Below are 18,693 nucleotides of genomic sequence, written 5' to 3' on the forward strand. Positions count from 1 at the left end.
GCGGCGGTCCTACCCGACCAGAGCACCAAGCAGGAATGCGGCCTGACGACTACCAAGTCCGCCGCTACCCCGGCTGGCACCGCCACATGACCCTCGCCATGGCCGCCCACGCCTGCCTGACCGTCCTGCGAGCCCGCCAGCTGGATGCCGGGAAAGCAGAAACGGATCCTCCCAGCTCATCCACCTCAGCCTCGCCGAGATCAGACGCCTGATCACCCGCCTCACCGACCGCCGCCCCACCCCGGTCGACGACGTTCTGCACTGGTCACACTGGCGCCGACGACGCCAGCACCAAGCCCGCATCAGCCCCTACAAACGACGCGGACACAGCCCCTGACCCGGCCACCAGTCACCGCAAGCACCGTCGCAGTACTAGTCTGCCTCGCCGGGATGGCCGTGATCATGTACGCCCTCGCGGGCACTGACCCCACCCGCTCACGGCCACCCACGACCCGGCCGGCCACCGTACGCGCGATGTACGGTGGGCCTGCCGGTTCCGGAACTCTCGATCTCAACCCTGCGCTCCAGGCCCAACGTCCCGCGTATCCCCTCAGTTGGCCCTTCAGAATCCGAGAACCCTCGGAGAATCGTACGGAAGACCGACTTGAGCCGGTATGCCTCATCGAGGCGCCAGCCGCCGCGGAAAGGGTCTCCGTGGTAGTTGGCGACGGTGACCGGCGAGGAGGCTCCGATGTCGAACACGGCTGTGGTGAGCCCGTGCCAGAGATCCGGTGCGCCGTACGGCCGGAACCCTCCCGGCGTGGGGGTGACCGCATCCGGGTTGAACAGCAGTGCCGTGTACCAGCCGCGGTGGGCGTTGTTGGCCATTGCGGTTGGGCCGGGGGAGCCGTCGGCGCGCACGGTGGTGGCCGACAGACCGCACTCGGACGCGAGCTGCTGAACGCTCTCCGAAGCCTCCTGCGCCCACTCAGAGGGCGGGCGGGTCTCGTCGACGACCACTTCCTGCAGTGCGAGGACGTCCGGTGTGATCTCTTTGATGGCGGTGACGCGGGCGCGCCGGGAGGCGTCACCGATGGTGGCCCGCGTGAGCTTGTAGGCGTTGAGGTTGGCGAATCGTATGGTGCGCACGTCAGCCCCGAGTTGTAGAGGAAGGGTGGTCAGAGGCATGGGGGCTCGGCGCCCGGGTGGGGCCCGGGAGCAGTGGCCGGAAGCGCGGGTCGCTGTCCGAGGGGGTGCCGTCGCTCTCGGCCGTGTCAACGCGGCTCACCTCAACCCGCCCTCGGCGGGCAGTTCCGTGATCGGCGAGGGCGCGGCGAGGGGGATGCCCCATCGCGCGTGCGCGGTGCGGGCCGCCAGGCGGGCTTGTTCGTAGCCCTGTTCTGCCCAGCCCAGTAGTGCGGCGGCCTGCTCGGGCATGGCCAGCAGCCGCACGAGGCGGCGACCCACGGCTGGGTCGACAGCGGAGGGGCCGATCGCGGTGATGGGAGCCGTCAGGCGAAGGCGGGCGCACTCGCCGATGCCGCCGTAGACCTTGCCCGCCGCGTCGTACACCCACCCCAGTCGCTGCACTTGGCCGAGAGTGAGCTGGGCCTCCTCCTCGGCCTCCCGCACCAGGGTGTCTTCGGGGGAGGCGTCGGTCGGCTCGACGGTGCCTCCGGGGGAAGCGAGCGGGTTCGTCGCGAACTGAAGCTGGAATCCGCGGAACCCACGCGTGAGTGGCCGCTCCATGAGAAAGAGTATGGCGGGTTGCACTGCTCGCCGTGGCTGGGCTCCGGCGCCACGGTCTCCGGCCACACCGAGTCGGGCGGACTTCTCTACGGCAGGGGAGAGCCGGAGGTTCAGCTGTCCACCGAGCGGTACCTGCGGACCACCACCCTGCAGCCGCGTCGGTGCCTGCGGCGCCACCCGCTGCCACCCAGAGCCATTGGCCGTGCTCTTCTCTTGACCGCTTCGTGGCGAGCCCGAGGCTCACGGAGTGCTGTCCCAGCGTACGCAGCAGGGATGTTCCGAGGTCCTTTCGCGACTGTGCGTCGGCAAGGCAGGGGTCCGGCCCGCAGCCTCCCCGAACGGGGACTGCGAGCCGGGGAAGGCGGACCTCAGGCGGGAATGAGGCCGTGGGGGTCGATGATGAACTTTTCGGATGCTCCCGTGTCGAAGGTCGCGTAGGCGTCGGGGGCGTCGTCGAGGCTGATCACCTTCGTGTTGAGCATGGCGCTCAGGTAGGGCAGGCGGTCCCACAGGATCGCCATCATCAGCTCGCGGTTGTAGTGCATGATCGGTGCCTGCCCGGCGGTGATCCGCGGCGACTTGATCCAAGCCTTGCCGAAGTCGAGCGGGTACGTTCCCTCCTGCTCAGCCTTCGACTTCGCGAGCGGGTCGGCGCCGTAGACACCGATGACTCCGGTGGCCCCGCCCGCGCGGGTGGCGTCGAGCACCTGGTTGAGGGCGTAGGCCGGGTCCATGTCCTCGGCCTCACGCCCGATGCCGTGTGCCTCAGAGCCGACGTAGTCAACTGCGCAGTCGACCATGGGTTCGCCCAGGATGGCCTCGATCTGGTCGGTGAGCGCCGCTTCCTGGCTCAGGTCGATCGTCTCGCAGCCGTTCTTCTTCACCAGCTCCAGCCGGTCCTTGTGGTAGTCGCCGACGATGATGCAGGACGCCCCGAGCAGGCGCGCCGCAGCGGCGCCGCAGCGGCCGACGGGGCCGGCGCCCGCGATGTACACGGTCGAGCCCGGCTTGGCACCGGCCTCCATGAGACCGTGGAACGCGGTGGGCAGGATGTCCGAGAGCAGCGCCAGGTCACGGATCTTCGCCATGGCCTGGTCCTTGTCCGGGAAGCGCAGGAGCTGGAAGTCGGCGTACGGGACGAACAGGTACTCGGCCTGGCCGCCGGTCCAGTCCCCCAGGTTGAAGCCGTACGCTCCGCAGGACACCTTGGGATTCACGGTCTCGCAGACTTCGGTCCGGCGCGCCCTGCAGTTGCGGCATCGGCCGCAGGCGACGTTGAACGGGACGGAGACGAGGTCGCCCTCACTGAGGAACTCGACGTCGGGGCCGATCTCGATGACCTCACCGGTCATCTCGTGCCCCATCACCATGCCCTGGGGCACGGGGAAGGACCCGCGGTAGATGTGCAGGTCGCTCCCGCAGATGTTGGTGGCGACGATCCTGAGGATGACTCCGTGCGGGGCCTTCTTCCCGTTCGGCATCTGAAGCTTCGGGAAGTCGAGCGACTCGACGCGCATGTCTTTCGGGTTCTGAAAGGTGATAGCGCGGTTGCTGCTTGCCATGACGATCTCCTCTGCTGATTCACGGTGACTCGGCCGAGTGAGTGTCGGCGGTCATTTGGGCGACTTTGCGACGTCGGCTTTCCTAAACGTAGGGCTACACCCGAGGTATGCAGGCCAGCGCCACACCCTCTTGCTTGCCATCGCACTAACGCTGCGTGCCACGCGCCCGGTCAAGCGCGTCTTCTGCCGATCAGGCGGGTTGCGGTGCGTTGGCGAAGTGTTCGATGATCGCCGCGCAGAAGGCGGGGAGGTCCTGCGGGCCGCGGCTGGAGATCAGCTGGCGGTCGATCACGACCTCCTCGTCGACGACCTCGGCGCCGGCGTTGCGCAGGTCAGTACGAATGCTGGGCCAGGAGGCGAGGCGGCGACCGTGCAGCACGTCAGCCTCTGCCAGGGTCCAGGGTCCGTGGCAGATGGTGGCAACGGGTTTGCCGGTCTCCACGAACTCCCTCACGAAGGCGACGGCGTCGGGGTCGGTTCGCAGTTGATCGGGGTTCATGGTGCCGCCGGGCAGCAGGAGCGCGTCGTAGTCGCTCACGCGTGCGTCGGCGACCTTCTTGTCCACGGTGAAGGTTCCGGCCGGGTTGATGTCCATCTGGCGCGCGTTGATTTCGCCGGTGTGGAGGGAGAGGAGTTCGGCCTGTGCTCCGGCGCCCAGCAGTGCGCCGAGAGGTTCTTCGAGCTCGACGCGCTCCACGCCGTCGGTGGCCAGGATGGCGACCTTCCTGCCGTGCAGTTCGTTGGTCATGGTGCTGTTCCTTCCGGTGATCGGCGGAGGACCGGTTCGGGTCCGTGCCCTCCGCTCAGCTGCCGTCGGGGAGGAGGACCTTGGTCCTTGCCCTGCTCGATCAGCCTGGTTGGCCTGGCCCGTCCCCATGTCTGGTGGGCACGTCACCCACGAAACGACCTCACCACTCCCACTGTCCCACCCTCACAAGACACGTCAAAAGGTGCGAGTTGTCTCGCTTGGCCGGTGACGCGCCGGGAACCCGGCCTGCCCGGCCCACGACAAACCACGGCAGGAATCCGCAAGGGGACCGTCCGCGATCGGGCGGCCTCCGTCACATCGCTGGGGCGGCCGTCATGCGTCATCCTCGCTATCCGTCGGATACCACTGATGCCACTGGGCTCTGGCCGAACCGCTGCTGCCGCCGGCGGCCTGCGACACGGCTCGCGGTGGCCTGCCGGAGAAGCACTCCCGTCGCGAAATCGTCGACGCGATCCGATACGTCGTCGACGGCATCACTGAAGCCCGCTCCCGAACCGGCCAGGAATTCGGCCTCGACCGCTTCCTTGCCTCCCTCACCGGCCACCTCGATGAAGGCGTGCCCCTCCCCGAGACTCTGCGCCGCCTCATGCACAGCCACCACGGACACCTCTGCGACGACGCCACCACCGTCCTCCTCCAGTGGCACGGCCCCCAGCCCTTCGACCCACCCTGAAGCCCTCGTCGGACTCCCCACATCCGGCACCGCCCCACCAGAACGTCAACCAAGCCCTGGCTCTCCACCAACTATCCGCGACAGCTACGGCTGACCACGCCGCCCCGCGGGCAGCACCTGCTCTAGGCGGGCGGCTTCTCCACGAGGACATCGATCTGCTCGATCGTGGGCTCCTCGAAGAGCTCACCCGTGTTCTCAGCGAGCGCTTGCGCGACCTCGCCCGACAGATGCGCCTGGCGTCCGTCGTCGTCGGGAAAGGCGTCGAAGATTCCGAACGACGAGGGTCCGAACTGGATTCCGAACCACCTGACGGTCTTGGGTTCCCCCTCGACGATCGACAGCCCCTGGTTCAAGAAGTCCTGGACGTCGTCCTCCCTGCCGGGCAGTGCTTCGAGGCGTACCAGAAGTGCTTTGCTGACCTGTGTTGCCATCTTGGGTCTCTCCTCTTCCTTTTCCTTGGTTCGCGTCGCCGCGATCATCAGAACGCCGCTATGGCCGCCTCGGCGACCGTCTGATCTTGCTCGCCGCTGCCCCCCATCGACTCCTACCGAGCCCCAGGACCTGGCCGTCGTGGGGGAGCGGGATGCCACAAACGAAGATCATCATCAACGTCGGCCGAGGTGGCGGCACACCCGCGTTTGCCCGTCATGACGACTCCTCTGCTCTCCTACGCGGCTTTCGCACGACTCCTGTGCTCTCCTGCGCGGTGCGCGACGAGCCGACCTCGGCGATGTCGCCGAGGAACTCGTGACCGAGTACGTCACCGCGTTCCATGGCCGGCATGTAGCCGCCGATCAGGTGCAGGTCCGAGCCGCAGACCGAGCTCAGACGCACCTTGACGATCGCGTCCTGGCGGTTGATGATCTGCGGGTCAGGGACCCGCTCGACGGTCAGGTCGTTGACCCCGTTCCAGGTGAGTGCTCTCACAGCCTTCCCTCCTCGCGTGCGCGCGCGGTGGCGGCAGAGATCAGCTTTCCGCCCGGACTCGAGCAGCGCCCGGGAATCGCGCAGAGCACGGCGGACCGACCCGCGCGGGTCCTGGCCCTTGAGCCGGGCCGCGGCGCCTCCCGGTCCGAAGGGCACGGGTTCGCGCAGGCGGGCGGCGACCTCGGTGCCGCGGTCTCCGGGAGCCGGCCGCACCTGGACCTCGATCTTGTCGCCGAGCTTCGCGAGCGGCTCGGGGAGCCGTCCGTTCGCAGAGACTTCGTCCGGGGGACGGTTGATCGTCACCGTGTGCCAGCGATCGCTGTGCCCGCTGGCGGCCCCGCTCGACTCACCCTTCCACCGGCGGATCATCACCGCTGCCCCGCCGCCCACAGCCAGGCCGCACAACGTCAGTGCCTTGCCGTTCATCGCGTGCTCCTCTCCGGGGGCGAAGCCGGATAGCCGCCGTGGAAGTGTTCGAGCTATCTCCACCGTCACCTGGCTTCGCCTCACGTGCAAACGCAGTCCGCGGGTGACCCGCGTCCGATTCGTGGACCAGGCGGCGACTCTCTGGACTCCGCTCTAACGGCCGCGCCGACCCCGAACTTGACTTGACCAAGTTCTGTGGGTGTTCGGGGCCAGATGCGCGTCAGATCCTTCGGCTCGATCGTCCAGCCCTCCTCCAGCACCTGGCGGACGATCTCGGCGATGTCCAGGGCGTTGTGGAAAATGCCCGCGTTTTGCAGGAACAGTACGACGCCCTCTGCCGCCATCGGTGAGGTCGGGCCACCCGGCTCCTGGCGGAGCCCGGTCGGGCGCGCTGCAGGGGTGTCACAGCATCTCCAGCGGCCGTTTGCTCCCCGGCGGCGGGAACGCCCGGTCCAGGGTCGCGAGGTCCTCGGCGGTCAGGTCCACCTCCAGAGCCGCTCTGTTCTCCTCGACGTGCGCGCGGGAGGACGCCTTCGGGATCGCGATGACGTCCTCGTGCCGCAGGACCCAGGCCAGGGCGATCTGCGCGGGCGTCGCACCGTGGGCGGCTGCCACGTCCCGCAGCGCCGCGTGACCGAGCAGACGGCCCTGCTCGACCGGCGAGTACGCCATGACGGGGATCGACAGTTCACGGCACCTGGGCAGCAGACTGTACTCAGGCCCTCGACGGCTGAGGTTGTACAGCACCTGGTCGGTCTGCGGCCCGGCTCCGGGCGGCAGGTCCGCGAGATCATCCACGTCCAGGTTGCTCACCCCCCAGGAGCGGATGACACCCTCCCGCACCAGGGACTCGAACGCCTCGACCGTCTCCTCCAGCGGCACGGCTCCACGCCAGTGCAGCAGGTACAGATCGATCCGGTCCGTGCGCAAACGACGCAGGCTCCCCCGGCATGCCTCGGCCACTCCACCGGCGTCCGCATGGGAGGGGAGCACCTTGCTGACCAGGAAAACCTCGTCCCGCCGTCCGCACACCGCCTCGGCCACCACTTCCTCAGCCGCGCCGTCCCCGTACATCTCCGCGGTGTCGACGAAGGTCATCCCCAGGTCCAGCCCGGAGCGCAGGGCCGACACCTCGGCCACGCGGCGCCCGGCATCCTCCCCCATCCCCCAGGTGCCCTGACCGAGCGCCGGGACCGCAACCCCGCAAGGAAGGACGACCGTCCGCGGATCCGCCATGGCTTCCTCCTAGGTGTAACGGCGGCCAAGACTGCCAACCACCACCTGCACCACGATCTCAGTTTGGAACGGAATCCTCTCAGCCCGGAATGGGATTCTCTGCGGCACGGGCGAGGATTCCCGCTTGGTCACGGTCACCCACCACGCGGATGCCAGCGGTGTGCCGCGGCTGAGCAAGGAGCCGATTGGGCGGGGCGTTCAGCGGGGCTGGCCGAGTGCTGCCGCTGGCCACAGGTTCTCCTCGAATTCTTCGCCCATGGCCGCGCTGGCCAATGCCCGTCCCAGTCGGGGTGCCTGTTTGAACAGGTTGTGTCCGGCGGCGAAGAAGATTCTGTCGGCTTCCCAGACTGCCATGCCGTCTTCGCTCCACGGCAGGCTTGTCACCCAGCAGTGCAGGTACTCCACGGGCTCGGGGTCGAGGCCGGGCAATGCGTGGGAGACATACGCGCGGGCGCGGTCGTTGAGCGCCACCAGTGCACTGGGATCCGCAAAGCTGCCGTCCTCGCGTACCTCGACCGTTTGACTGAGGCCCACCGCGTACCGGCTGTTGCCTGGGTAGGGGGCCGCGTAGACGCCGACCTCGCCGAACTCCCCGCTGCTGTCCTGCAGGCAGGCAACCCGTTCCGGGGGCGCTCCCCTGACCTGGAAGGTGAGGCGGACGTGGGCCGCCGGTTGTACCGGCAGCGAAAGCCCCACGTTGCGCGCAAGCCGCGCGGTGCCCAGGCCCGCGCACACCACGGCCGTTGCGTACTCTTCGCGGCCGGCCGCGCTGAGCACCTCCACCGTGCCGTGGCCCGTTGGATGCAGCGAGATGACCTCGTCGGTGACCACCGAGTCACCCAGCGCGTTGGCCAGGCTCTCGATCGCCACACGGGTGCGGATGGCGCCACCGTCCCCTTCGAGCATCGCGGGACCGTGGTAGTCGGCGAACAGCGGCATACGGGCGTGAAGCTCGGCGTTGTCCACGGTTCGCACCGGTATACCGCCGGCATCCTGCAGAATGCGCAGTCTCTCAGGAACGGGACCGCCCAGTGCGACCACTCCGTCCTGGGAGATCAGTTCGGCGCCCAACCGGTCGGCCCACTCGTCCCAAACGGCCCGGCCCTGCCGGGCGAATTCGACCAGGCGAGCGTCGTCGTGCGCGTGGCGGAATATGCGGGACTGACCACTGGACTGCCCGTGGCCTGGTACGCCGCTTTCGTACACCCGCGCAGTCGTTCCGCGTTCGGCCAGTGCATAGGCGGTGCACAGGCCGACGATGCCAGCCCCTACCACGGCCACCTCGGGAACCCGGTCCATTAGATCGCCTCACTTCGCGTGTCGCCCCCGCGAAACTGTTGGGTGACTGGACCCGGTGAGCGGAGTTGTCACGCTCTCCGTGACGCAACGGCGAAAGCGTGTCCCCTTCAGTCTCACACCGGTCCGAAGTCTGGCAACTGCTCAACCAAGATCACATCCCACTCGTTCACGGCTCCCACTTCCCCTGATGCTGTCCGTCCGCTGACCGAACCCAGCGTTCCCCCTGCTGCCCCGAGCCACCGGCGGACAGCGGCACGACCACCACCTGCCACACCTTCGGCCCATGATGCGACGGCCGGCGGATACCCACGCGTGTCATCCATGGCATTTCTCACCCGGCGTACCGGAAGAAGGTGCGCCCCCGGCGGCCCGTTCACCGGGGGATGACGCCGACACGGTGAGGGTGGGCGGTGTGGACGTACTTCATGGCGGTGGCGATGGAGATGCCGAAGACGCGGACGAGGTGGACGGGGTCGGCGGTGTCGCGGGCCTCGTCAAGCATGCGATCGGTGCGCAGGCCGTTGAGGGTGAGGCCGAGACGCTGGAAGGCCGCGGGGAAGTAGTTGTTGCTGGCGGGGCCGGTGTGGATGACGGTCTGGCGGGTGACGAAGAGGTGGGGGTTGGCGGTGCGGGGCCAGCGCTGGTGGCGGTGGCGGAGCCAAGTGTGCAGGAGGCGGAGGGTGACCTCGTCGAGGTGGACGGTGTGGCGGCTGTGCGGTCGGCGGACGAGGAGCTGGGCGCGAGCCGAGATCACGTCGCCCAGAGTGAGACGGTTGAGGTCGGTGCCGTTGAGGGCGTGGAGGGTGACCAGGGCCAGGGCGAAGCGGATGGCGGGCCGGTCGGTGATGTCGAGGAGTCCGGCGAGGCGGTCAGGGGGCAGCGTTGTGGGCGGGGGTTCGTTGCGGGTGACGCTCAGGCCGCGGGTGGGGTCGGTGAATACGATTTTTGCCTGTTTCAGTGCGCGGAAGATCGAGCGCAGGGCGACGGCGCGTTCGTGAGCGCGGTCGCCCTTGACTGCGGTGACGGCGGCGTGGACGTCGTCGGCGGTGACTTGCCGGAGGGTCTGGTAGCGGCCGGTCCAGTCGGCAAGCGGTGCCCGGAGGTAGGAGAGGTATCGGCGCAGGGTGTGCCACTCGGTGGGCGGCCGGTCGGAGTGGCTGCGCAACCGGCGTGCCCAGGAGGCGAGCTCATCGGCGATCCGGGGCGGATAGCCGGCAATGACCTGTTCCACGAAGGCTTCGACACTGCTTATGGCGGGCCGGGGCTGCGGGAGAAGCAGGCCGCGTTCGGCCAGGAAGGCGTTCAGCGCACGGGGGCGGCAACTGCTTCCGCGGCCGGTGGCGGCGCTGATCGCGCGCAGATCGTATTCGGCGAAAGGATCATGGGTGCCGAGCCAGGTGGCCGCGATTCGCAGGACGTGGGCGGCGGCCTTGCGGGCATGGTTTGTCCAGGCGTGTGCCCGGGCGTGGGCGTCGAAGGTGGCCAGCAGCCGGACGGCCTCCGGCTGCGGCTCGGGAAGGGTGGCCCTGCGCAGAGCGGACCAGTCGCGTTCAGCGGGGAACAGTTTCTGCTGCCCGTACGGCACGACACCGGGCGTGATCACCTCGCTCGGGTGGCTCTGCGCGCTCGTCTTGGCGCGCTTGCGCCCGGGTGGGCAGAGGTTGGTTCGCGCGGCGTGCCGGTCCAACGACTCCTCGGTGAGGCGTAGCTGCCGCCATGACACGTGGTCGTATGCGGGGCCGAGGAGGGCGCGGTGGCGCAAACAGCCGTGGCACCAACCCTCCCGCAACGGCAGGGGACCCCCGCCGCAACGCACACAGTCTCCGACCGGGCGAGCACGAGCGCCCCAGATGTAGCAGCCCCGGCAGAGCCCCTTGTGCCCGCAGCCCCACGCCCTGGCACTGCGGGCAACAGATTGGCGCATCGGCACGGGCCCGGTGACGCTCGGCCGTCTGCGACGCGTACGCGTCGCCGCCTGTAGCCAGTAGCCCCGCACGGTCGAGGACTGCGGTCACGATGGGCCGGGATCCGGGCAGCGCCCTGATCAGGCGGCCGTCGATCGGCCAGCCCCCGGCCGCGCGGCTGGCCGCCAGAGCCAGACGCAGCACCCGCAGCGCCAGACTGCGCGAGCGCGCCGCATACGCGTGACCGTCTGTATAGGCGTTCAGTACCTCCATCACCCGGAGTAACTCCGGGAGTTCATCCTCGGGGCGGTCGACGATCGCGGCGGCGTGATCGTGGCGCATCCGGTACGGCGCCGGGGACAGGGCCAGTTGCCCGGACAAGGTGGGTGGGCAGATCCGCGGATCGTCGCGCACCGGGTCAGGGCGCTGCGCACGGGCCCAGGCGGGCGGGTGGTAGCGGCCGTCACTGCGCTGCCGGTACGCGCCGAACGGTGCGGCCGTCAGCGTGACGCCCGGCACGATCAGGGCGAGCTGCGTCACGACCTGCAGCTTCACGGCCGCAGCGGGGTCGTAGTACCAGTCGGCGTCGTGGTCGATGATGACCAGGACGCATGCGCGGCAGAATCCGTCGATGTTGACCCGCCAGTCGCGTCCGCAGCGGCGGCATACGGCTGCGGGATTGTGCCGCTTCGAGCGCCACTGGTGACAGGGAGAGCAGTACGGCGGCTGCGCCAGCCGTCCCCACCCGTTGCAGCCCACGCACTCGTCCGTCCGCGGCTTCGGCTTGCCCATCTACGAAACCGCTCAGTTCGGCGGCAGTGAACGAGGTCGTCCCGTACCGCGCTGCGGCACCGGGCGAGGTCCTGCGCTCCCCGGGCCGTCGTCCCCGACCGCCCGCTCCTGCGACTGCCCCTGCTCCGCGCCGGGTGCCACCCGCTCGACAGGATCAGCCTCCATCAGGTCGCCGACCGTGCAGTTCAGTGCTGCGCACATCTTGTCGAGGTCATCCAGGCGCACGGTGACCGGGATGCCGGACCACAGTGCCGACACTTTCGACAGTGACGGCGTGAACCCGTACTCCGCGAACCGCGGCAGTAGCTCGCTGGGCCGCCAGATGTTCTGCTTGGCGGCGGCCCACCGCAGATTCCACTTCACGACAGACTCCCCGCGTCGACCCTCAAGCGTTGCGTGGCCCGCGCCGACGACTGCCGGCTGGCGACCTCCGGGTCGCCCTGGGCAGACAAAATGTAGCGAACCGTTGTCGTGGTCCACTCGTGCCCCAGCAACTTCTGCACCTCCCACAGGCTCATCCCTCCCTCGTAGCGGTGCGTGGCGCACGCGTGCCGCAGCAGATGCGGGAACAACTGCCGTACCGGGCCGTGCAGGTGGCCGGCCGAGGCCCGCTTCAACGCCTTGCGCAGCGTGGAGGGTGTCACCGCCGGCGCCACCGGCATATTCAGATCCTCGATGCTCCTGGGCAGGCGCTCGGAGGGCCACACAGGCGCCTCGGGATGTTCGGGATCGTCCGCGAACAGACCGCGGACCTCGGAGACGTACCACCACATCAGTGCCCGCCCCTCGGCGAACATGTACGCCTCCCGCGGTCTTGGCCCCGACCCGCGAGCACCCTTGCCCTGCACCAGGAACCGCCCGAACTCCCCGGACTCCCAGTGGAGATCGCACATCTTCATGCCGCACAGCTCGGCCGCCCGCACCCCCGAGATATAGATCATTTTCGACATCACGTAATCGCGGCAGGCCACCGCCTCCTTGCGGGCGTTCGGCAGATCCGACCGCCATGCGGCGAAGAACTCTTTTGTCGCCCGCGCCGATGGCGGCACCCGCAGCCCGAAGTCCCCGCGATGTGCCTGCCGGTTGAACGGATCGATCGGGGACTCGACCATCGCCCCGAACTGCTGGAAGATCTCATGAGCGTAGCGCTGCTCCAGGAACGCGAAGAAGTGGTCGATCTTGTTGAGCTTGGACCGGATCGTCGGCGCCTGCCGCTTGCCCGGCCCCGCGAAGTACGCGTCGACATGCCGCGGGGTCAGCCGCCACGGCACCAACTGGTAGTGGTCGCAGACCTCGATGACCGGCTTCGTCAGCGCGTCCAGCGTCGAGGAGGCAAGCCCCGCCAAGTCACGTGCCCACTGGTATTCCACCAGCGTGTCCATGAAGAATGCCTGCTCGTCCTCCAGCGAGGCGCCACCGGCGTACCGGCGCTGCAGGGAGAGCACGTCGACCAGGCCCTGATCCCCGCCCCGCACACCCGAAGACTCATCGAGCACCTCGTCAATGAGCGGCGGGACCAGGGACAGCACGCGAGTCCCGGAATCCGTCACGATCCACGAGGTTACAGGAATTACTCTGAGATTCTGCCAGTAGCACCAGAATTCCAGGGTGTGAGGGCGCGGCCTCATCGCACTCCCCTGACCTGCCGACATGGCGCAACGGTCCGCCGCCGACCGTTCAGGAACCCGCGCGCACTCCAGTTAGCATGACCAGCCGTTTGGCCGGGTCGACGACCACCACGACACGCCCGTCGGGCACGAAGAGCCAGCCTCACGCCTGGGGGATCTGGAGGCCGTCCGGGACTTGACCGGGATGCCAGGGCCAGTGGCGGCCGGATCGGGGCCGGGTGTGCACGTCGTACCGATCCAGAGGCGGCGCCTCGGTGACGTGCCGGCCGTCGGCGAGGTGAGCGGTCGTGCCGGCCAGGCGGGCACGCAAGGCAGCCAGCATGATCTGCGCATCCACCGGGGTCATCCGCTCGGCCGCGGCCCGCGAATCGAGGAACTCGTAGCCGCTGAGCTCGTCCGGCGGCAGACACAGGGCGGCGATGTCCGCCTCGGTGAGGACTCCGCCGTCCAGGACATACCGTACCTCCCCGGGGAAGGGCAGGTCGGCGGCGACGTCCGGGTGCCCTGGGGTGAGCCAGTGCACGGCCAGGAGCCTGCCGGGGGCGCGCGAGAGGCCGAGTTCCTCCCCAACTTCGCGTCGGCATGCGTTCTCGGGGCTTTCGCCCGGGTCGGCGGCGCCGCCCGGCAGCAGCCACTGGCTGCGATAGGTCGGCTTCACCAGGGCTGCCGCGCCCAACCACACCGCGTGCCGGGAGCGGGCGTACTCCTCCTGGCTCATCCTCGGCTGTTGCGGAACCTGTGGAGTGCTGTGCGTCGGTGAATCCATCTCGGCTTCTCTCACGTGGCGGGCGGTCTCTGTACAGGGCGAAGTTCAGGACGTAGGGAGCTGCTCCAGGTAGCAGACCGAGCCGCTGCGGCGGGCCTCGGCCACTGCGGCGAGACGGCGGAAGGCGAAGGCGCTCATCTGCGTGCGCCACTCCTCCAGCGGCCGGATGGCGACTTCGGTGTGCTCGCCCGGGTCCAGGACGATGCGGTCGATCTGCTCGTGGTCGAGCTGCCCGCCGTCGAAGACGAAGCCGACCTTGTGAGTCGTCCAGCCGCCGAGGGGAGGCAGGAAGTGCACGGCCAGCAGCCGGGGCGTCTCCGCGACGCGCAGGCCGGTCTCCTCCAGGCACTCGCGAACCGCGCAGCCCCACGGTGTCTCGTCCGGGTCGTCCAGGTTGCCGCCGGGCCACTGCCACACCGCCGGGTTGTGGACGGAACGCAGTTGGATCGGACGCTCGTCCTGGTCGGTGACGAAGAAGCAGCCGTAGAGGGTGGCTTTGGGCAGGGTGGCGACGTACTGCTCGGGCGGGATCCAGGTACCGCTCATGCTGTCCTCCTGGAAGGTCTCGTCGGTGGAATCGCCGGGGGAGCTGGGTGATCGAGTGGGGGTCGCAGTAGGTCGGTGGGAAGCGAGCGCAGTGGTGCCTCCGGGGGGAGGAGGAGGTGGTGGGGCGGCGTGCGTCAGTGCGGGCCGTCGCGGATCGCCTCCTCCGCGTCGCCGAGCGGGCCAGCAAGGTCTGAGCGGCCTCGTGCCGGTGCCTGGAGGCACGCCTGCAGCGCGCCGCTCGATTCGTCGGCTCCCTCCAGCACCTCGGTGAGGGGGTAGGCAGAGGCAAGGGCGTAGGCGCAGTCGGCGAGCGCGAGGGGTGTGCGCTTCGCCCTCATTCGTGTGCGCTGCCCACGGCGATCAGGGCCTGGGGCCGGGCGTCCGATGAGTGGTGGCCCGGCCACTGGAAGATCAGGCGGGAGGATGTCTTGTCCAGCACATGGCCGGCGGGCAGTTCGTGGTCGGGCGTGCCGGCCGGGTGGACGGTCATGGGCGGGTAGCCGGTCTCGCGCACGTGCCGGTCCCAGTGCTGTACGCAGGCGGCGAACCGCTCGGCCAACTCCGGTGCGGCCGGGCCGTAGGCGTGGATGCGGAACTCATAGCGCCGGTCGGCGGGCCGGGGCGCGTCGTGGACCTTGGCGTGGGTCAGGTAGGCGAGTGAGCCTTCACCGAGCATTGCGGCGGCGTCCCGCTGCGTCACCAGCTCGGACTCCTCCGGGACGGTCAGGCAGCAGAACCCGTTCAGGACGGTCGCCGAGTAGAGCTGGAGCGTCTCGAACGAGTACGCGCCGGGGATGACGACGCCGGTGGCGCGCTCGTGCCGGGGGCCGTCCAAGGCGGCGTCGAGCCCGCCGGTGTCGGCAGGGGCGCCGTCTTCCCACCGCACCGTGACCGCTCCACCGGCCAGACCCACAGTGGGGGTGATGCGGGCGGCGGTGCCGCGGTCGCGGACGAATCCGCAGTACGTCCAGCCGCGCGCGTGCAGGATCTCGCCGTGCCGCTGGAGGGCGAGGGCACGCGTGTAGCCGTGCATCTCCAGTGGGAGGACGAGGAACCGGCCCTCGGCCAGTTGCTCGCGCCAGGCCGGGGCGATGTCCCACACGTTGTGTGTGACGACCATGCCGTTGAAGCCACCGGGCGGGACGAGGCCGGGGGCGCCCAGGCTGCCCTCGCCGAGGACGGCGGTGACCCGGCCGCTGCCGGCCTCGGCGCACAGCCGCCGGGTACGGCGGATGACGTAGGGGTCGAGGTCGACGGTGATCACCCGGCCTGTCGGCGCGGTGACGGCGGCCAGCAACTCGGCGTTGTAGCCGCCCGATCCGGCCTCGAAGACGGTCTCACCCGGCTCCAGGCGAAGGTGCTCGGCCATGTCGGCCTGGAGCCAGGCGGCCGAGACCGAGCTGACCGCCCTCCCGGCCCCGTCGCGGCGGGTGACGACGGCCAGATCGTCGTCGTAGGCCGTAGTGAGCGGGGCTTCGGGAGCGAAGCGGTGCCGGGGCACCGTCCGCAGCGCCTGTCGAACGCGTGCCGAGGGCGCCCAGCCCTTTGCGATCACGGCGTCTGTCATCTTCTGACGCAGCCGAAAAGCCTCGGCGGGCTCGCCGCCCACCGCGGGGGGAGCATCAGCCTGGGGGTAGGAATGTACCGGGGGCAGGCCGGACAGCACGCCGGGCCAGGTCGCTTCCAGCGCCTGCGCGGAGGGAGCGAAGACGGAGCCGAGGCTCGCCAGGGTGTGCAGGGGGTGCCACTCCCAGCGGGTGAAGCGGTGCGGCTCGCAGACCTGGGGGGTGCCCGTCCAGGTGGTGACGCGGAGCACCGCCGAGACGCGGCGGACGTCGGCGCGATCGTCATGCAGGACGGTCAGCAGGTGCGCGTCGTCGAGACGCGCGCCCAGGCCGGTCTCCTCGGCCAGCTCCCGTACGGACGTCTGCTGGGCGGACTCGCCGGACTCGATGCGCCCGCCGGGCAGCTCCCACATACCCCGGGTGGAGCGGCCGAGCAGGACGCGCCCGCAGTCGTCGGTGACCACCACGCACGCGCCGAAGACCGCCTGCGGCTCCGGACGCCCCTTCTCCACCACCTCGAAGGAGGCGGACGGCTCGCGCAGAACCAAAAACGCGAGCCCGTCAGCGTCGTGCCGCTCCGCCTGCTCCCAGCCCTCGGTGAGCAGGGCGAGTTCGTCCTCGTCCAGGGCGATGCGCCGCCGCTCCGCTGGGGTGTTCGCCGTGATCGGGGTGATGACCACCAGGGCGCCGCCTGGCCGCAGCCGTGCGGCCAGGTCGCGCACCACGCGGGTGCGGTCGCCTACGAAGGCGAGCATCAGACGCATGGTGATCAGGTCGTAGCCGTCGTCGAGACCGGCCGGGGCGTCGTCGTGCTCGATGTCCAGACACAGCCAACGGACGCCTTCGACGCCCTTGTGTGCCTTCCGCGCACGGGTCAGGGCGCCTTCGGCGAAGTCGAGAGCGTCGACTTCGTAGCCGAGGCCGGCGAGGTGGGCGGCGAGTTCGCCGGTGCCGCAGCCGATCTCCAACGCCCGGCCGCCGTCGGGTACGGGCGCGTGCCGGGAGAGCAGGTCGCGCTCCACGTCGCGCAGTGGCCGGAAGCTCTTGCCCTCGACGTAGTGCTGTGACCAGTCGGATCGGTCGTATGCCACAGGTGCGCTCCTCATCGGCGGTGCGGGCAGGGGTCTTCAGCGGTGGTCATCGGCGCGCAGGCTGGCCAGGGCGCGCGGGGCGTCCCCTCTCAGCGCCGGGCGCGAGTCGGAGCAGCGCCGGAGCAGGCAGTCACGAAGCCGCCTGACGGCTGTCGGGCACCTGAGGCAGCCAGCACACCGCGTCGCCGCGGAAGCTCTGGTTGACCGGCACGAGGCCGGAGGAGTCGTCCAGCGCGGACAGGCTGACTCCGATGCTGGTGCCCCCGTCGTCCAGGGCGAACAACTGGCTCCCGCAGCGGGGACAGAAGCCGCGCTTCGTCTCGCCCTCGAAGGTGTAGTACCACGCCAGCTCTCCTCTCACCCCGGAGGAGACGAACCCCTCCAGCGGAAAGGACACCCAGGACATCATCGGGCCGCCGCCCAGCTTCTGGCAGTGTGGGCAGCTGCAGGTGTGGGGATAGTCAGCCTCACCGCAGACGGTGAACCGGATTAGGCGACACAGGCACCCACCGGAGCGGGTGGTGTCCTCGCAGGGTGTGCTCATGTGGTCGTCTCCTGAGATGTGGTGTGGTCGGCGGGTGCGGACGGGGGAGGGAGGCGCCAGCCCAGGGCATGTGTGCCGTGGCCGGCGCTTACGCGCTGCTCGCCGCCTTCTTCGAGGGTGAGGTGGTAGACCGCTGGCGCGCCGGCGGCCTGCCAGCGTGCGGCGGTCTGGTGGATCTCGGACCAGATGTCGCGCGGGCCGCTGGTGGCGACGGACCAGGAGCCGGTCCCGTCCGGGCGGGCCGTCATCCAGGAGCCGCAGTCGGGCGCGCCGAGCGCCAGCCCCTCGACTCCCCAGTGCCGCACCAGACCCGGGTGCAGTGCGTCCAGCGCGAGCCAGAACCCGCCCGCCTCCTCGGCCGGTGGAGCCTGGTCGGACCGGAAGGAGCGGGAGGCCGAGAGGTCACAGGCTTGCCCCGTTTCGAGACGCTCACGCAGGGGCGCGGGCAGGTGGATGCGTTTGATGCCGTGTCCGGCCAGGTGGGCGAACTCGACGGCGCGTAGCTGTGCGTGGATCCGCCCGCCCGGGCTCCGGGTGACCACGGCCAGTGCGGGCCACGAGGGCGAGGTGGTGACCACATTCACCAGCAACTTGCCTCCGGGGGCGAGCTGTTCCACGCAGGGCTGCGGCACGTAGGGGAGGGCGAAGGTGAGCAGAATCCGGTCGTAGGGGCCGCGCTCGGGCCAGCCGTACTCGCCGCTGCCGCTCACGACGTCCGGCCGGTACCCGAGAGCGCCCAGACGCGCGCGGGCGGCCGCGCTCACGTGGGGGTCCCGGTCGAGGGTGACCACGTCCGCCCCGCAGACGTAGCAGGCCACCGCCGAGGTCACCCCCGCGCCGGTGCCGACATCCAGCACTCGGTGGCCAGGTCGCAGGTCCAACTCCTGCAGCAGGGAAGAGGTCAGGCGCATCGTCGTCGACATCGACGTGATCGACCCATCGTGGCGGCCCCGGCGTGGCCGCCCGAGAAGGGGCTCGCCCTCGTGTTGGATCAGGACGCTGTCTCCGCCGTACAGCACCGCGAGCAGTTCCCTGCGGTCCTGCGGCTCGGACCAGTCCAGCAGATCCCGGCGCACCGGCTTCTCACCGGGAGCACTGCGCCGCACGTACGCCTGCGGCATCAGCACCTCGCGGTCCAGTGCGAGCAGGGCCTCGCGTACCAGGCCGGGGCCGAGGTCGCCGTTTGCCTCCAGCCGGGCGACCATGGCCTCTCGGGCAGCCCCCGCCTCGCCCGCCGGATCTGCCCCAGCCCTCTGGCCCGGCCGGGGAGGTGTGT

Annotated in this window: 18 protein-coding genes and 2 pseudogenes; 3 read left to right on the plus strand and 17 right to left on the minus strand. The window is 69.7% G+C overall.

Going from position 1 to position 18,693, the window contains the following annotated elements:
- Positions 1 to 18: 18 nt before the first annotated feature.
- Positions 19 to 212: pseudogene (locus tag MMF93_RS26985) on the plus strand (IS701 family transposase); the annotation flags it as partial.
- Between the two features lie 223 nt (positions 213 to 435).
- On the opposite strand, the gene MMF93_RS26990 reads toward MMF93_RS26985, so the two are convergent.
- The 4 genes from MMF93_RS26990 to MMF93_RS27005 all read right to left on the minus strand — a co-directional run bounded on the left by MMF93_RS26990 (position 436) and on the right by MMF93_RS27005 (position 3,999).
- Positions 436 to 1,128: a hypothetical protein gene (locus MMF93_RS26990; protein WP_242755530.1), complete on the minus strand. Its 693-nt coding sequence runs from the start codon at positions 1,126 to 1,128 to the stop codon at positions 436 to 438.
- Positions 1,129 to 1,224: 96 nt separating this feature from the next.
- Positions 1,225 to 1,689, minus strand: coding sequence for an NUDIX domain-containing protein (locus tag MMF93_RS26995; protein WP_242755531.1), 465 nt, complete (start codon positions 1,687 to 1,689; stop codon positions 1,225 to 1,227).
- A 368-nt stretch (positions 1,690 to 2,057) separates the two neighbouring features.
- A complete protein-coding gene (locus MMF93_RS27000) occupies positions 2,058 to 3,251 on the minus strand; it encodes an alcohol dehydrogenase catalytic domain-containing protein (RefSeq protein ID WP_242755532.1) in 1,194 nt (397 codons plus the stop codon).
- A 190-nt stretch (positions 3,252 to 3,441) separates the two neighbouring features.
- A complete protein-coding gene (locus MMF93_RS27005) occupies positions 3,442 to 3,999 on the minus strand; it encodes a type 1 glutamine amidotransferase domain-containing protein (RefSeq protein ID WP_242755533.1) in 558 nt (185 codons plus the stop codon).
- A gap of 335 nt (positions 4,000 to 4,334) precedes the next feature.
- On the opposite strand from MMF93_RS27005, the pseudogene MMF93_RS27010 reads away from it, so the two are divergent.
- Together MMF93_RS27010 and MMF93_RS27015 are read left to right on the plus strand one after the other, a co-directional pair.
- Positions 4,335 to 4,489 (plus strand): annotated as a pseudogene (locus MMF93_RS27010) (transposase); the annotation flags it as partial.
- A gap of 3 nt (positions 4,490 to 4,492) precedes the next feature.
- Positions 4,493 to 4,693, plus strand: a complete 201-nt coding sequence (locus MMF93_RS27015) for a hypothetical protein (protein WP_242757801.1) — start codon at positions 4,493 to 4,495, stop codon at positions 4,691 to 4,693.
- 122 nt (positions 4,694 to 4,815) lie between these two features.
- On the opposite strand, the gene MMF93_RS27020 is transcribed toward MMF93_RS27015, so the two are convergent.
- From MMF93_RS27020 to MMF93_RS27080, 13 genes are all read right to left on the minus strand, one after another.
- Positions 4,816 to 5,124 (minus strand): putative quinol monooxygenase, encoded by a 309-nt coding sequence (locus tag MMF93_RS27020; RefSeq protein ID WP_007389165.1) that lies wholly within the window; start codon positions 5,122 to 5,124, stop codon positions 4,816 to 4,818.
- 214 nt (positions 5,125 to 5,338) lie between these two features.
- Positions 5,339 to 6,046 carry an alcohol dehydrogenase catalytic domain-containing protein gene (locus MMF93_RS27025; protein ID WP_242755535.1) on the minus strand — a complete coding sequence of 236 codons (708 nt, stop codon included), beginning with the start codon at positions 6,044 to 6,046 and terminating at the stop codon, positions 5,339 to 5,341.
- A gap of 402 nt (positions 6,047 to 6,448) precedes the next feature.
- On the minus strand, positions 6,449 to 7,282 hold the full coding sequence (locus tag MMF93_RS27030; protein WP_242755536.1) for an aldo/keto reductase: 834 nt from the start codon (positions 7,280 to 7,282) through the stop codon (positions 6,449 to 6,451).
- A gap of 198 nt (positions 7,283 to 7,480) precedes the next feature.
- Entirely contained in the window at positions 7,481 to 8,581 is a 1,101-nt protein-coding gene (locus tag MMF93_RS27035) for an NAD(P)/FAD-dependent oxidoreductase (RefSeq protein ID WP_242755537.1), read from the minus strand.
- 373 nt (positions 8,582 to 8,954) lie between these two features.
- Positions 8,955 to 10,343, minus strand: a complete 1,389-nt coding sequence (locus MMF93_RS27040; RefSeq protein WP_242755538.1) for a hypothetical protein — start codon at positions 10,341 to 10,343, stop codon at positions 8,955 to 8,957.
- 946 nt (positions 10,344 to 11,289) lie between these two features.
- On the minus strand, positions 11,290 to 11,640 hold the full coding sequence (locus MMF93_RS27045) for a helix-turn-helix domain-containing protein (RefSeq protein WP_007389171.1): 351 nt from the start codon (positions 11,638 to 11,640) through the stop codon (positions 11,290 to 11,292).
- On the minus strand, positions 11,637 to 12,905 hold the full coding sequence (locus tag MMF93_RS27050; RefSeq protein ID WP_007389172.1) for a tyrosine-type recombinase/integrase: 1,269 nt from the start codon (positions 12,903 to 12,905) through the stop codon (positions 11,637 to 11,639). Before MMF93_RS27050 ends, MMF93_RS27045 begins: the two co-directional genes overlap by 4 nt.
- 142 nt (positions 12,906 to 13,047) lie before the next feature.
- Positions 13,048 to 13,671, minus strand: coding sequence for an NUDIX domain-containing protein (locus MMF93_RS27055; protein WP_242755540.1), 624 nt, complete (start codon positions 13,669 to 13,671; stop codon positions 13,048 to 13,050).
- Between the two features lie 45 nt (positions 13,672 to 13,716).
- Positions 13,717 to 14,217, minus strand: a complete 501-nt coding sequence (locus tag MMF93_RS27060; protein WP_242755541.1) for an NUDIX domain-containing protein — start codon at positions 14,215 to 14,217, stop codon at positions 13,717 to 13,719.
- Positions 14,218 to 14,351: 134 nt separating this feature from the next.
- Complete coding sequence (locus MMF93_RS27065) at positions 14,352 to 14,555, minus strand: hypothetical protein (RefSeq protein ID WP_242755543.1); 204 nt, start codon at positions 14,553 to 14,555, stop codon at positions 14,352 to 14,354.
- The gene (gene fxlM / locus MMF93_RS27070; protein WP_242755545.1) at positions 14,552 to 16,873 is read right to left on the minus strand and encodes a methyltransferase, FxLD system; all 2,322 of its coding nucleotides are present in this window, start codon (positions 16,871 to 16,873) and stop codon (positions 14,552 to 14,554) included. Before fxlM ends, MMF93_RS27065 begins: the two co-directional genes overlap by 4 nt.
- Before the next feature lie 130 nt (positions 16,874 to 17,003).
- Complete coding sequence (locus MMF93_RS27075; protein ID WP_274709507.1) at positions 17,004 to 17,417, minus strand: GFA family protein; 414 nt, start codon at positions 17,415 to 17,417, stop codon at positions 17,004 to 17,006.
- The gene (locus MMF93_RS27080; protein WP_242755549.1) at positions 17,414 to 18,622 is read right to left on the minus strand and encodes a methyltransferase domain-containing protein; all 1,209 of its coding nucleotides are present in this window, start codon (positions 18,620 to 18,622) and stop codon (positions 17,414 to 17,416) included. Before MMF93_RS27080 ends, MMF93_RS27075 begins: the two co-directional genes overlap by 4 nt.
- Positions 18,623 to 18,693 lie beyond the last annotated feature (71 nt).

Origin of the sequence: Streptomyces tubbatahanensis (genome assembly GCF_022699385.1) — a bacterium.
GTDB lineage: Bacteria > Actinomycetota > Actinomycetes > Streptomycetales > Streptomycetaceae > Streptomyces > Streptomyces diacarni.